This is a genomic window from Acidimicrobiales bacterium (genome assembly GCA_035547835.1).
Classification (GTDB): Bacteria; Actinomycetota; Acidimicrobiia; order Acidimicrobiales; family Iamiaceae; genus DASZTW01.
The window spans coordinates 118,405-131,989 of record DASZTW010000006.1 but is presented as its reverse complement, the minus strand read 5'-3'; the positions used below and the strand labels follow the sequence as shown (position 1 = coordinate 131,989).

11 protein-coding genes are annotated in these 13,585 nt (G+C 71.1%); 3 read left to right on the top strand and 8 right to left on the bottom strand.

Features of this window, described 5'->3' with window-relative positions; genetic code table 11:
• Window positions 1-458 precede the first annotated feature (458 nt).
• Complete coding sequence (locus tag VHA73_07035) at window positions 459-1,742, top strand: DUF222 domain-containing protein (protein ID HVX17770.1); 1,284 nt, start codon at window positions 459-461, stop codon at window positions 1,740-1,742.
• Here the strand turns inward: VHA73_07035 and VHA73_07030 are convergent.
• The 5 genes from VHA73_07030 to VHA73_07010 all read right to left on the bottom strand — a co-directional run bounded on the left by VHA73_07030 (window position 1,676) and on the right by VHA73_07010 (window position 8,235).
• Entirely contained in the window at window positions 1,676-2,875 is a 1,200-nt protein-coding gene (locus tag VHA73_07030) for an alpha-L-fucosidase (protein ID HVX17769.1), read from the bottom strand. The two genes, VHA73_07035 and VHA73_07030, sit on opposite strands and share 67 nt — an antisense overlap.
• Window positions 2,876-2,884: 9 nt before the next feature.
• Entirely contained in the window at window positions 2,885-4,090 is a 1,206-nt protein-coding gene (locus VHA73_07025; GenBank protein ID HVX17768.1) for an acetyl-CoA C-acetyltransferase, read from the bottom strand.
• A gap of 207 nt (window positions 4,091-4,297) precedes the next feature.
• On the bottom strand, window positions 4,298-5,740 hold the full coding sequence (locus VHA73_07020; protein ID HVX17767.1) for a hypothetical protein: 1,443 nt from the start codon (window positions 5,738-5,740) through the stop codon (window positions 4,298-4,300).
• A gap of 57 nt (window positions 5,741-5,797) precedes the next feature.
• Window positions 5,798-6,928, bottom strand: a complete 1,131-nt coding sequence (locus tag VHA73_07015) for an excalibur calcium-binding domain-containing protein (protein HVX17766.1) — start codon at window positions 6,926-6,928, stop codon at window positions 5,798-5,800.
• Between the two features lie 77 nt (window positions 6,929-7,005).
• Window positions 7,006-8,235, bottom strand: a complete 1,230-nt coding sequence (locus VHA73_07010) for a CaiB/BaiF CoA-transferase family protein (GenBank protein ID HVX17765.1) — start codon at window positions 8,233-8,235, stop codon at window positions 7,006-7,008.
• 174 nt (window positions 8,236-8,409) lie between these two features.
• Here VHA73_07010 and VHA73_07005 point away from each other — a divergent pair, with 174 nt between their 5' ends.
• Window positions 8,410-10,074 carry an acyl-CoA synthetase gene (locus VHA73_07005; protein ID HVX17764.1) on the top strand — a complete coding sequence of 555 codons (1,665 nt, stop codon included), beginning with the start codon at window positions 8,410-8,412 and terminating at the stop codon, window positions 10,072-10,074.
• A 7-nt stretch (window positions 10,075-10,081) separates the two neighbouring features.
• Here the strand turns inward: VHA73_07005 and VHA73_07000 are convergent, their stop codons facing one another.
• Together VHA73_07000 and VHA73_06995 are read right to left on the bottom strand one after the other, a co-directional pair.
• Complete coding sequence (locus VHA73_07000; GenBank protein ID HVX17763.1) at window positions 10,082-11,296, bottom strand: cytochrome P450; 1,215 nt, start codon at window positions 11,294-11,296, stop codon at window positions 10,082-10,084.
• 14 nt (window positions 11,297-11,310) lie between these two features.
• Complete coding sequence (locus tag VHA73_06995) at window positions 11,311-12,543, bottom strand: cytochrome P450 (GenBank protein HVX17762.1); 1,233 nt, start codon at window positions 12,541-12,543, stop codon at window positions 11,311-11,313.
• A 62-nt stretch (window positions 12,544-12,605) separates the two neighbouring features.
• Between VHA73_06995 and VHA73_06990 the strand changes: the two genes are divergently transcribed.
• The gene (locus tag VHA73_06990) at window positions 12,606-13,400 is read left to right on the top strand and encodes a crotonase/enoyl-CoA hydratase family protein (protein ID HVX17761.1); all 795 of its coding nucleotides are present in this window, start codon (window positions 12,606-12,608) and stop codon (window positions 13,398-13,400) included.
• Window positions 13,401-13,407: 7 nt separating this feature from the next.
• Here the strand turns inward: VHA73_06990 and VHA73_06985 are convergent, their stop codons facing one another.
• A complete protein-coding gene (locus VHA73_06985; protein ID HVX17760.1) occupies window positions 13,408-13,575 on the bottom strand; it encodes a hypothetical protein in 168 nt (55 codons plus the stop codon).
• Between the last annotated feature and the right edge of the window lie 10 nt (window positions 13,576-13,585).

The window sequence follows — 13,585 nt, the reverse complement described above, 5'->3', positions numbered from 1 at the left end:
AACCTGGAGACGGGCTGGCTATCCCTGTTCTCAGGTGTCGCGGGGGCGAGCGCCCCCGCCTTCGTTGAGCGGCGCGGATATGGCGAACTTGTTTCCGAGCCTCATCGCCGTGTCGCGGGGCCGAGCGCCCCCGCCTTCGTTGAGCGCGGCTCGACTCGCGGGGTCGACGCGTGTTTCGTCGTGGGTGTCGCGGGGGCGAGCGCCCCCGCCTTCGTTGAGCGGGCAATATCACGCACGCCGCGGTTCGGTGCTATTGGAAGTGTCGCGGGGGCAAGCGCCCCCGCCTTCGTTGAGCGATGGCCGGCGGCGAGCCGGCCGAGCGCGGCGTCAGCCCGGCGCGGGCGCCTCTGACGTGTGGCGGTGTGCCGTTTGGCCTCCACGGTGGATCCGGATGTCGCTCGCGAATTTCTTGTGTTTGGTGTTGTTTGGTGTCACTGGGTGTGGCTATAATCGAACATATGTTCGGAGTCACCGACCCGACCGGGTTCGAGGAACTGGCGGAGAGGCCCGCCGATGCCACCGACACCCACTTGGTGGCCTGGCTGAACCAGATGGAAGCGCTCGAAGGGCAGCTGGCGCTGGCGAAGGCACAGGTCCTGGCCGAGTGGGACCGGCGTGAGGTGTGGGCGGATGACGGGGCGCTGAGCGGTGCGGTGTGGTTGGCCCATCGGGGCGAGACCTCCCGGGTGAGCGCTCGGGCGGAGCTGCGCTTCGCCACGCGCATCGCTCACATGCCTGCCACCCGCGCGGCCCTCGAGGCCGGCGAGATCGGCGTCGCGAAGGCCCGCCTTCTGGCCGACGCGCGACGCAACGATGTCGTGCAGCAGTTCGACGAGGCCGAGGCCGATCTCGTGGAGTGGTGCAAGCCGCTCACGGTCGAGCAGACCGGTCACCTGCTCCGACACTGGGCCAACACGGTGCGTCCCGACGGGCCGGCGCCCGATCCGCGCGACGAGTGCGAGCTGTGGGTGTCACCCGGGCTCGATGGCGTCTACTTCGTGAAGGGCCGCCTCGACGCCGAGTGGGGCGCGCTGCTCGCTCGGGCCATCAACGACAAGGCGCGCGAGCTCCGCGAGCAACACCCCGACCCGGCCGACGGTGAGGAGCCCGACCGGTCCGCGGCTTGGCGTCGCGGCGAGGCGCTTGTCGAGCTCGTGGCGGCGGGGGCGGCTTCCAGCGGCGGCGGCTTGGCGCGCCCGTCAGTGGTCGTGGTGGTCGACGACGTGCTCGCGGCGAGCCAGGCCGCCGTGGCACCGCTCGGCTCCATCTGCGAGATCGACGGAGCAGGTCGAGTTCTGGCCGACACGGCCCGCCGACTCGCCTGCGACAGCATGGTCACCTTGGCCTCGACGACATCGGGCGTGCTGCTCGACCTCGGTCGCACCCACCGCAGCGCCACCGCTGCACAGCGCAAGGCGCTGCTGCTCCGCGACCAAGGCTGCGTCTTCCCCGGCTGCGACCGTGCCGCAGACTGGTGCGAGGCACATCACATCCAGCCGTGGGAGCACGAGGGCGAGACGAACCTCGGCAACCTCGCGCTGCTGTGCAGCCGCCATCATCACCTCGTGCACGAGGGCGGGTTCGGGTTCACCCGGGCCCGCGACGGCACCATGGTGTTCACGCGGCCCGACGGTTGCCGCATCGACCGCGGCCGGCCGAACCGCCTGCCGCTCCGCTACCCCGACCCACCACCGAGCCCGCCGCCCGACCCGCCACCGGAACGTCCACCCGAGGCGGCTTGAGCGAGCCACGCGAGGCGTTCTACCTGCTCGGCGGGGATCGCCGCGTCCTCGCCACGAGGGCCCACGTTCAACAACAGGTTGCCACCGTTGGCGTTGATCGACTCGAGCGTCGACAGCAGCTCGTCGCGGGCCAAGAAGTGCTCGGGCCGCGAGTTGCGGTTGTAGCCGAAGCTGCGGTCCATGCCCCGCACGCACTCCCATGGCCACGGCGGACGCTCGTCGAGCGCGGTGTACTCGGGGGTGCGCACGTCGAAGTGGGGCGGCTTTGGGGGCACCAGGCCCTTGCTCTTGGTGGCCGCCCGGCGCAGCGCCGCGTCGGCCAGCCGGCGCAGCGGGCCGACGCGGAGCGCGGTGTTGAGCCGCGACCACGGCAGCCAACGGTCGTTGACGACGCCGTCGGGCACCGCCCGGTAGTAGTCGCGCAGCAGCGGCCACAGATCGTCGGCGGGCTGCGGCCAGGCGATGTCGTTCCACAGCACGCTCGGCTGGTAGCGCTCGATCAGCTCGCGGACGTGGGCCGCGGCGTAGGCGGGATAGTCACCTTGGGGCACGGCGGCCGCGCCCGCGGCCATGGTGGGGATCGGCCGGTCGTCGAAGGTCCAGTCGAGCCCGCCGGAGTAGTAGACGCCGAAGCGCATCCCCGCGGCCCGCACTGCGTCGGCGAGCTCGCCCACGACGTCGCGCTCGGTGTGCCAGCCCGGGCGGTGCGGGTTGGGCACGTCGCTCGGCCACAGGCAGAAGCCGTCGTGGTGCTTGGTGACCAGCACCACGTAGCGGGCGCCCGCCGCGGCGAACTGCTCGGCCCAACCGGCCGGGTCCCAGCGGTCCAGGCCGGCGTTGAAGTCGTCGGCGAACGTCTCGTACGCCCGGTCGCCGTAGCGCTCGCGGTGGAAGCGCGACACCGAGCTGTCGGGGAACCGCAGCGAGTTCTGGTACCACTCGGTGTACGGCATCTCGGCGAAGGGGTGGGGCCCCTTGGCGGTCAAGATGTCGAGCAGGTCGCGGTCGGTCGGCGCCCAACCCGGCACCGACGCCGGCGTCCAATGGATGAAGATGCCGAGGCCGGCGTCACGCCACCAGGCTGGAACTTCGTGCCCGCGGAGCTCAGCCAGCACCGGTGACGTCGGTGCCATCGAGGAAGCTCAGCTCAGGCGTTCGATCACCATGGCCATGCCCTGGCCGCCGCCCACGCACATGGTCTCGACGCCCCACGTCTTGTCCTCGTCCTGCAGGGCGTGGATCAAGGTGGTCATGATGCGGGCGCCGGTCATGCCGAACGGGTGGCCCAAAGCGATGGAGCCGCCCTTCACGTTGAGCTTGTCGATCGGGATGCCGATCTCCTCGGCCGACGGGAGCACCTGAGCGGCGAAGGCCTCGTTGATCTCGAACAGATCGATGTCGGCCGCCGTCTTGCCGGCGCGGGCCAACGCCTGCTTGGTGGCGCCGATCGGGCCGAGGCCCATGATCTCGGGGTTGAGGCCGGTGACGCCCGACGACACGATGCGCGCCAGCGGGGTGATGCCGAGGTCGTTGGCCTTGGTGTCGCTCATCACCACCACGGCCGCGGCGCCGTCGTTGAGCGGGCAGGCGTTGCCTGCGGTGACCGTGCCGCCGGGGCGGAACACGGGCTGGAGGCCGGCGAGCTTCTCGACCGTGGTGCCGGCGCGGGGGCCGTCGTCTTTGGTCATGACCTCGCCGTTGGGCAGCGGCACCGGCGTGATCTCGGCGTCCCAGTAACCCGACTCCTGGTTGGCCACGGCGAGTTGCTGCGAGCGAGCGGCGTACTCGTCTTGGGCCTCTCGGCCGACCTTCTTGTACTCGGCCACGTTCTCGGCGGTCTGGCCCATGGCGATGTAGATGTCGGCCAAGCCCTCACCCGGCGCCCACGGGCCCTGGCCACCTTCGGCCCGCTTGGCGCTGCGGCCGATGGCGTCGAGGAACTTCGGGTTGCCCGGTCCGCTGTCGGCCATCCCGTTGCCGAAGCGGCTCACGGTCTCCACGCCGCCGGCCACGAACACGTCGCCCTCGCCGGAGCGGATGGCGTGCGCGGCCATGCGGATCGTCATCAGCGACGACGAGCAGTAGCGGTTGACCGTCACGCCCGGCACGTCGCTGAGGCCCGCGAGCACCGCCGCGACCCGGCCGATGTTCGTGCCCGACTCACCGGCTGGCTGACCGCAGCCCCAGATCACGTCCTCGACGAGCGTGCGATCCAGCGAGGGGACCTTGTCGAGCACGGCGTCGATGATGAGCGCGGAGAGGTCGTCGGGCCGGACGTCGACCAGCGACCCCTTCATGGCTCGCCCGATGGGGGTACGGGCGGTCGCGACGATGACTGCTTCGGTCACGGGATTCTCCTCCGGCTGGGTGGGTCGCCTGGGTGCCGTTCGAGCATACGGCCACCCACGGCCGCGACGGACGGGAGAAAGTTACCAGGTGGTAACTCGCCTTCGTGGGCCCGGGGGCGAGGCGTGGCGGCCGTGGTGCCGGGGCGGGGCGAAGCTGGGTGCCGGGGGTCGGCGCCAGATCGTGGGCGGGCGGGCGCGACTCGGCGGTCAGCCCGCGAGCCAGTCGAGGGCGACGGCTGCCGTCCACGACTGGTCGGGGCTGCCGAGCGGCTCGCCGGTCCGGGGCTCGACGTACTCGGACAGGCCGGTCGCGGCGAGTTGGTCGAGGGCGGCGGCGCGAAGGCGGGCGGCCCGCTCGTGGTGGCCGCCACGGCGCAGCGCCCACCAGAACAGCCACGTCATCACCGGCCAGGTGGGGCCTCGCCAGTAGTTGCGCGGGTCGAAGGCCGGGTCGTCGACCGCCGTGCTCGGTGGGGTGCGCCACCGCAAGCCCGGTGCCCCGCAGAACGACGGGCCGTCGAGCAGGGTGAGCAGCTCGCGAGACCAGTCGAGCAGCCCGCCGGCGATCAGGGGTGCGAAGCCGGCGATGGTGCGGGCGCGGAGGGGTTCGCCGGTGCGGAGGTCGCGGTCGAGGCAGAGCCCGGCGTCGACGTCCCAGCACCCGTCGAGTGCGGCCCGGCCGCGGTCGGCGTCGGCGGCGAGCGCCAGCAGGGTGTCGTGGTCGGCCACCTGGTAGCCGCCAGGGTGGTCGGCGAGGCGGACGGCGAGCGCGCCGAGGGCGTCGTCGGCGGCCGCCAGCAGCGCGGTCGACAGCACGTCGCCCACGCGGAAGGGGTGCGTCGCCGCGAGCGCGTCGTCGGACCAGCCCGCCGCGCGGCCGCGCTCGATGAGGAGCCAGTAGCGGTCGTAGTCGGCCGCCGATGGTCGCTGGTCGGCATCCACCACGGCCGTGTCGGGCCGGGGCCGCGACCCCGCGCCGCTGTCGCCGTCGTCGCCGTCGTCGTCGCCTCGCCGTTCAGTGGGCTCGGCGCGGCTCGCCTCGGTGGGGAGGTGGGCGAGCGCCGCGTCCCAGCGGGGCGAGTTGTCGAGGCCGGACTCCCACGGGTGCCAGATGGTGACCAGGCCCGTGCCATCGGGATCGCGGCGGGTGTGGAGGTAACGGTGCCAGGCGGCCAGCTTCGGCCAGAGGGTGGCCACGCGGGCGACGACGTCGGCGGTGAGGTCGCCGCGCCCGGCCGCCCGGTCCCACACCCGCAGGAGCGCGATCGCGTGCACGGCCGGCTGCACCAACGGGCTCGTAGTGCTCCCGGCCGGCGGCCCGATCCGTGTCGGAGTTGGCGACGTGCCTGCTGGCCGAGTCAGCCCCCAGCGGTCGGGCCCCGGCTCATACGCGCCGGACGGGACCGAGGGGTCGTAGACGATGTGCGGGACCCGGCCGTCGGACCACTGGGCGGCGAGGAGGTGCTCGAGCTCGGCGAGGGCTCGGTCGACGTCGACGGTCGCCCACCCGACGGCGCAGAACGCCGCGTCCCAGCTCCACTGGTGGGGGTACAGGGAGGCCGACGGACGCGTCCAGCCCGCACGGTCGTTGGTCCCCAACACGTCGACCGCCCATGCACGCAACGACGGCTCGGTAGGCGGGTCGACCATCCCCGGATCATGCCAGCCGTCCCCCCGGTTGGCGCGGGAGGGGGGTGGGCGGCCGGGTCACTCGCAGGCGACGCCGTCGTGGTCGCGGTCCAGGCCGGCCCGGTAGCCGGGCTCGCCGGCGTGGATGGGGGCCGCGCCGGCGGCACGGGCCGCCGTGCAGTTCCGGTAGTAGACGTCGGACCCGCCGGCACCTGTGGACGGCGCGGGCGGGATCGGGGCCGGCGTCGCAGCGGGCGGTGGCGCGGGGGCCGGCGTCGGCGTGAGCGGCAGCACGGGCGGCGCGGGTCCGGTGCACTGCCGCTCGAGCATCTCCTTGTCGGGCGGCGTGACCGGCAGGTCGTACTTGAGCGACACCTGCGCCCACCGCACGGCGTACGCGCACCGGACCGCCTTCGACGGCGGCAGCCACGCCGCCGGGCCCGAATCGCCCTTGGACTCGTTGGCGCTGCCGTCCGACGCCAGCAAGTTGAGCGGGTCGTTGGCGAGCTGCTCACGGCGGGCCGCCGGCCAGTACGCCGCGCCGAGCTGCCAGTCGTACGACAGCGGCATGACGTGGTCGATCTGCACCCGGATCGCCTGGCTGCGCTCGAAGTGCAGTTGCTGGTTCGTGTACGGCTCGCCGAGGGTGCCCGACAAGGCGACGCAGCCGTTCGTCCCCGGCTCGAGGGCCAGCGACGTGAGGTCGCGTCGCAAGATGTCGTTGCGGGTGTCGCAACCGTTGCGCGCCCAGGCGACGCCGGTGGCTGCATCGGTCCACGCCGGTCCGAACTGCGCTCGGCTGTAACCCGTCTTTGCGCCCCGGCCTGCCGTGCGAACCCGGGCGATCAACGCCAGCGCCTGGGGGCGGCGGGCTGCGGCGACCGCGCCGAGGCCAGGACGCGTGCCGTCGGGGTTGTCGAGCGGGTCGACGCCCGTCGGCGACGTCGCGGGCGCCGGTGGGGGCGCCGTCGCGGTCGTGGGTGGCGAGGTGGTCGACGTGCTGGTCGACGTGCTGGTCGTCGCCCCGGTCGTCGTCGCCCCGGTCGTCGTCGTGGCTGGGGCGTCGGCCGAGTCGGACGTGGTCGACGTCGCCGACGTCCGCGCGCCCGAATGCGCCTTGTGGTCGGGGGTGAGGGCGCCGATCATCAGCACGACCGCGACGATCCCGATCACGATCCCTGCTCGCCGCCCGCGAGTCGTGCGTCCCATCCCGTGCACTTGCCTCCAGCGTGACACGTCGGCTGGTGGCCCGGGAAGTGGAGAGGTGCGCGGCGGGCCGCCGGCGCTCAGTTGATGACGTTGGCGGTGCGGAGGGCGGCGAGGCGGGCGTCGTCGTAGCCCGCCATCTCGCGCAGGACCTGTTCGGTGTGCTCGCCGACCTTGGGGGCCCGGCTCGGCGTGGGGATCGACTCGCCGAGGAACTTTACGGGTTGGGGCAGCTCGTCGGCCCCGAGCTGCGAGGCGGGGAGCCACTCGAATCGGGCTTTGAACTGCGGGTCGTCCGGCAGGTTCTTCGGGGTGTTGACCGGGGCGATCGGCGTGTTGTGCTCGCGGCCGAACTCGAGCCACTCCGCCGCGGTGCGGGTGCGGAAGGTGTCGCGCAGCTCGGCGCGCAGCTCGGTGTTGCCGCGGGCGTGGTCGGCGTACGTCGAGCCAGGGAACCGCTCGAACAAGTCGGCCCGCCCGATGCCCTCGCAGAAGTTCTTCCAGAAGGCCTGCTCCGACGCCATGAACAGCACGTGGCCGTCGCTGGCCTCGTACATCTGGTAGCGGACGCCCTCGCGCATGCCCGCCGTGCCCGGCGCGCGGCGCTCGTAGCCATCGGACGCGTTCCCGGTGACCTCCGACTCGGGTCGTTCGTAGGCCCGCCAAGTCTCGGACCGGTACCAGTCGTACGCCGCGGCCGCGTCGGACTGGGCGATCTCCATGCGGCAGCCTTCGCCGGTCTCACGGGCGCGGAGGACGCCGGCCAGGATCCCGAGCGCACCGTACAGCGGCCCCGCGAAGATGCCGATCGACACGTGCTCGGGGATGTAGCAGAACCCGTCGTCGTCATATGCCGGTGACACGATGCCGGCCCAGGTGTCATACGCGATGCCGTGGCTCGGCATGTCGGCGTACGGACCGGTCATGCCGTAGCCCGAGATCGTGATGAACACGATCTTCGGGTTCACTTCCCGCAGCCGGTCGTAGCCGAGCCCGCGCCGCTCGAGGCCGCCCGGACGCATCGCCTCGACCACCACGTCGGCGTGGCGGACCAGGTCGAGGTAGGCCTGCACCCCTTCGGGCTGGCGGAGGTCGAGCACCACGCTGCGCTTGCCCCGGTTGAGGTGGAGGTGCATGAGCGACTCGCCCTCCACGATCGGCCAGGTCATCTGGCGCACGTAGTCGCCCTGGTGCGTCTCCACTTTCACCACTTCGGCACCGAGGTCGGCCAGGCCGGTGGTGATCGCCGCGGGGCCCAGCATCGAGCTCTCGATGATCCGCAATCCGGCCAATGGGAGCGGTGGTGTCATGCGCGGAGCCTATCTGACGACCCGTCAGGTCTTGGCGGGCGGGGGTGCCTGCACGACGATGTCGTCGCCGTCGCGCGAGGCGCGCCACCCGTCCCAACGGAAACGCCGGACCGCGCGCCCGCGGCGTGGTGCGAAAGCGGAAGCGCCTGACGCACTGTCAGATAGCGTGCGCCCATGGTCGACGCGACGCTGCCGGCACCCCCTGCGACCTTCCACTACGCGGACTTGTTCGAGTACGCGGTCGACCGTGTGCCCGACCGTGAGGCGGTGGTGTGCGGCGAGCGGCGGCTCACGTACCGGCAGCTCGACCGGCGCGCGAACCGTTTGGCGCATGCGCTGCTCGCGGCGGGGGTCACGCCTGGCGAGTTCGTGGCCATCTTCTTGCCGAACTGCACGGAGTACATCGAGGCGATGATCGCAGCTTGGAAGATCCGGGCCACGCCGATCAACGTCAACCATCGCTACGTCACCGACGAGTTGCAGTACCTGCTCGATGACTGCGGGGCCGCTGCTGTGGTGTGCGGGCGGGCACAGGCCGGGGCCGTCGCCGGATTGGCCGGCGCGACCCGGTCAAGGTTGCGGACCGTGTTGGTGGTCGACGAGCCCGAATCGAGCGGCCCTCCGCTCGCCGACGGCGTCGCATCGGTGCCCGGTTCGGTTGCGTACGACGAGGTGATCGCCGCGCAACCCGACGACCGTCCTGCCGTGCAGGGCCGCTCCGGCGACGACCACTACGTCCTGTACACCGGCGGTACCACCGGCATGCCCAAAGGTGTGGTGTGGCGCATGGAAGACGCGCTGTTCCCGTGCTTCGGGGGTGGCGACCCGAGTCGTCTCCACCCGGTGGCGCAGCCGGCCGACATGGCGAACCGCATGCTCGACAGCCCGCTGACGTACTTCTGCCTGCCGCCGATGATGCACGCGGCCGGCCAGTGGGTCGCGTTCTCGTGGCTGTGGGCGGGCGGCCGCGTGGTGCTGTACGCGGGATCGTTCGACCCCGAGCGGGTGTGGCAGGAAGTCGCCGACGAACGCGCCAACCTGGTCACGGTCGTGGGCGACGCGATCGGTCGGCCGCTGCTCGACGCCTGGCTCACCAACCCCGGACGGTGGGACACCTCCGCGCTGTTCTCGCTGTCGAACGGCGGCGCGCCGATGTCGCCGGCGCTGCGACTCGACCTCGTCGACACCTTCCCGAACCTGGTGCTCAACGACGGCTTCGGCTCGTCGGAGACGGGTGCGCAGGGTGGCTTTCGTGCATCGAGCGACGGGCCGGACGACGGCGTGGCCCGCTTCCGCCCCTATGACGACAACACCGTGGTGGTCGACGACGACGGCGACCCGGTCGAGCCGGGCTCCGACGTGGTGGGCCGGGTGGCGCTGCGGGGGCGGATCCCCCTCGGGTATCTCAACGACCCCGAGCGCACCGCCAAGAGCTTCGTGTTGCACGGCGGCGACCGTTGGGTGATCACCGGCGACATGGCCCAAGTCGAGCCGGACGGCACGATCCGGCTCCTCGGGCGAGGATCGGGCTGCATCAACACCGGCGGCGAGAAAGTGTTCCCCGAGGAAGTCGAGGCCGCGCTGCACGCGCTCGACGACGTCGCCGACGTGACGGTGGTCGGGGTGCCCGACGACCGTTGGGGCCAAGCGGTGTGCGCCGTGGTGCAGCCCGCACCTGGCGCCACCCTCGAGCTCGACGATCTCCGCGACCGCACCCGGGCGCACTTGGCGGGCTACAAGCTCCCGAAGCGGTTGGTGGTGGTCGATGAGATCCGCCGCTCGCCCGCGGGCAAAGCCGACTTGCGCTGGGCGAAGGCCCTCGCCGAAGCAGCTGAGTAGGGGAGCGCTACACGCCGACGGACGCGGAAGGCGTGAACTGCACCGGCATCGTCTCGTAGCCCGACACGAAGTTGGCGGGCCGGTATGCGGGCTCGGTGCCGTCGACCAGCGTGGTGTCGGGCATGCGGCGCAGCCACTCCTCGAAGAACACCACCATCTCGAGGCGCGCCAGCGAGTTGCCGAGGCAGAAGTGCGGCCCGAACCCGAACGCCACGTGGTCGTTGGGGTCGCGGCGGATGTCGAACCGGAACGGGTCGTCGAACACTTCTTCGTCGCGGTTGGCCGACGGGTAGACCAGCATCACCTGGTCGCCCGCTTCGATGGTCTGGCCGCGCAGCTCGACGTCGACGGTGGCCGTGCGGTTCATGTTCTTGATCGGCGACACCCACCGCAACATCTCTTCGACCGCGGTCGGGATGAGCGACGGATCGTCGATCAGCGCCTGGCGTTGGTCGGGGTGACGCAGCAGCTGATACGCGCCGCCGCTGATGACGTGGCGGCTGGTCTCGTCGCCGCCGATCAGGATCAGCAGCGACTCGTGGAGCAGCGCATCGTCGTCGAGCCGGTCGCCGTCGACCTCGGCATCCACGAGGATGCTCATGAGGTCGTCGCGGGGGCAACCCCGCCGGTCGGCCACCACGCCGGCGGTGTACGTGGCGTAGCCGGCCATGGCTTCGGCGGCCCGAGCCATCTTCTCGCCCGCGTCCTCGGAGTCCAGGCCGCGCAGCAAGTCGTCGGACCACTGCAGCAGCGTCGGCCGGTCGGCCGGGTCGAAGCCGAGCGCGTCGCCGATCATGATCAGCGGCAGCCACGCGGCGAGGTCGGTGACAAGGTCGCACTCGCCTTGCTCGCACACCGAGTCGAGCAGCGACGTGACGACCTCGCGGACCTTCGGCTCCTGGGCGCGCACCTGCTTGGGCGTGAACCCGCGGTTGACCAGCTTGCGGCGACCCCAGTGCGCGGGGTCGTCCATGTCGATCATCATCGGCAGCCACATGCCGTGCGGCCGGATGCCGGTGGTCGCGGACGAGAACCGTTGCGGATCACGGGATATCTCGCGCAAGTCGCCGTACTTCGTGATCGCCCAGACCTGGGAGGTCTGGTCCCAGTACACGGGGGCCGACGCGCGCATCTCGGTGAACGCGTCGTGGGGGTTGCGGCCCCAGAACGACCCTGCGAGGAGGTCGACACCGGCCACGGTGGGATGATCGTGCTTCGCCATGTGATCGGACGGCGTCAGGCCGGGACGGCCCGGGGTTCCCAGCTCACCGGCAGGTGCTTGATCCCGTTGATGAAGTTCGACCGCAGGCGTTGCACGTCGCCGGCCAGCTCCATCGACGGCAGCAGGGGGCGGAGCTCGTCGAACATGATCCGCATCTCGGCCCGGGCCAAGTTGGCGCCGAGGCAGAAGTGCGGGCCGCCGCCGCCGAACGCGATCTGCTGCAAGTGCAAGTTGGGATCGCGGTCGATGTCGAACGTGTACGGGTCGTCGAACACGGCCTCGTCGCGGTTGCCGGAGATGTGGTAGATCACGACGCGGTCGCCTTCGGCGATCTTCTGGCCGCCCAGTTCGGTGTCGCGGGTGGCCGTGCGGCGGAACTGCATCACCGGGCTCGCCCAGCGCAGGAACTCCTCGATGGCGAGGCCGAGCACGTCGGGCTCATCGATGAGCTGCTGGCGCTCATCGGGGTGCTGCAACAACGCGAGCATCGAGTGGCTGATCGCGTTGCGGGTGGTCTCGTTGCCGGCCACGGCGAGCAGCATGAAGAACAAGTTGAACTCGAGGTCGGTGAGCCGCTCACCGTCGACTTCGGCGTTCAACAAGGTGGTCACGATGTCGTCGCCGGGGTTCGCCCGCTTGAACGTGGCCATCTCCTGCGCGTAGCCGAACATCTCGGCCGCCGCGATGCCCATCTCGTCGGGTGGGACCTCGTACTCGGGGTCGCCGGCGCCGACCAGCTTGTTCGACAGCTCGAAGATGACTTTGCGGTCCTCCTGGGGCACGCCCATCAGCTCGGCGATCGCCTGCAACGGCAGCTCGGCGGCCACGTCGACCACGAAGTCGCACGCACCGCGTTCGGCCACCTCGGCGACGATCCCGTGCGCGCGGCGCTCCAACATCGCCGACAGCTCCCGGATGTGCTTGGGGGTGAACCCCTTGTTCACGATCTTGCGGAGCCGGGTGTGGTCGGGCGGGTCGAGGTTGAGCATCATCATGCGTTGCTGCTCGATGGCCTCGGGGTCGTCCCAGTCCATGAGCAACGCGGTGCCCTGCCACGAGCTGAACGTCGCGGCGTCGCGGTTCACTTTGACGATGTCGGCGTGGCGGGTGACCGCCCAGTACCCCGTGCCGTCGGGGTGGGGGTGCCAGTACACCGGCGCTTCCCGGCGCAGCAGTGCGAACTGTTCGTGCGGGACCCCGTCGACGAAGGCATCGGGGTCGTAGATGTCGATGTCGGTGAGCTGCATGGCCTCCCCCTGGCGAACTCTCCGGTTCCCCTCAGACTGTAACGCGTTCTATTCTCCGGGTGATGAGCGACACTCCCGACCTCCTGGTCGAACGCCAGGGCCATGTCCTGATCGTCACGCTGAACCGGCCTGAGGCCCGCAACGCGTTCAGCCCCGACATGCTCGTGCGTGCTTACGACGCGTGGAAGGAGCTCGATGAGGACCCGGACCTGCGCGTCGGCATCGTCACCGGGGCGGGCGGCAACTTCTGCTCGGGGATGGACCTCAAGACCCTCGCCGGGGGCATGGACGACGAGACCAGCCGACGCATGGGCGAGGACCCCGATCTGCACTGGAAGGCGTTGCTGCGCCACTTCCGGCCGAGCAAGCCGCTCATCGCCGCCGTCGAGGGCTACTGCGTGGCCGGCGGAACCGAGATCTTGCAGGCGATGGAGCTGCGGGTGGCGGGCGAGCGCGCCGAGTTCGCCATCGCCGAAGTGCGTCGCGGCCTGTTCCCGCTCGGCGGTTCGACCGTGCGGCTGCAGCGTCAGATCCCGTTCACGATGGCTGCCGACTTGTTGCTGACCGGGCGGATGATCAGCGCGCGAGAAGCCAAGGAGATCGGCCTGATCGGCCATGTGGTGCCCGACGGCCAGGCGCTCGACAAGGCGCTCGAGCTCGCCGAGCTGATCGCCGCCAACGGGCCGATCGCGGTGCGGACCGTGCTCCAGTCGATGCGCGAGACGAAGGATCTGTCCGAGGCCGACGGGTTGGCCCACGAGCTCGAGCTCGGTTGGCCGGTGTTCTCGACCGACGACGCCAAGGAGGGCCCTCGCGCGTTCGCGGAGAAGCGCCCCGCGGAGTTCAAGGGCCGCTGACCGCCGGTCATTGCGGCACCAACGCCTCGCCTTGTAGCCCATCGGCATGGCAGCTGTAGCGGGCGGTCTGTTCGGGCGCTTCGGGCGCGCCACCGACGCGGCCCGAGCCCTGGTCGATGCCGCGCTCGAAGCCGGCACCGGCGACAAACGTGACCGTGGTTGGTGCTGCGCCCACCGCTGAGCGG

Bases quoted from the DNA above. Each gene is read 5' to 3' on its own strand.
- VHA73_07035 (HVX17770.1), top strand. From the start codon at position 459: ATGTTCGGAGTCACCGACCCGACCGGGTTCGAGGAACTGGCGGAGAGG.
- VHA73_06990 (HVX17761.1), top strand. From the start codon at position 12,606: ATGAGCGACACTCCCGACCTCCTGGTCGAACGCCAGGGCCATGTCCTG.
- VHA73_07000 (HVX17763.1), bottom strand. From the start codon at position 11,296: ATGGCGAAGCACGATCATCCCACCGTGGCCGGTGTCGACCTCCTCGCA.
- VHA73_07015 (HVX17766.1), bottom strand. From the start codon at position 6,928: ATGGGACGCACGACTCGCGGGCGGCGAGCAGGGATCGTGATCGGGATC.
- VHA73_07010 (HVX17765.1), bottom strand. From the start codon at position 8,235: ATGACACCACCGCTCCCATTGGCCGGATTGCGGATCATCGAGAGCTCG.
- VHA73_07005 (HVX17764.1), top strand. From the start codon at position 8,410: ATGGTCGACGCGACGCTGCCGGCACCCCCTGCGACCTTCCACTACGCG.
- VHA73_06995 (HVX17762.1), bottom strand. From the start codon at position 12,543: ATGCAGCTCACCGACATCGACATCTACGACCCCGATGCCTTCGTCGAC.
- VHA73_07020 (HVX17767.1), bottom strand. From the start codon at position 5,740: ATGGTCGACCCGCCTACCGAGCCGTCGTTGCGTGCATGGGCGGTCGAC.
- VHA73_07030 (HVX17769.1), bottom strand. From the start codon at position 2,875: ATGGCACCGACGTCACCGGTGCTGGCTGAGCTCCGCGGGCACGAAGTT.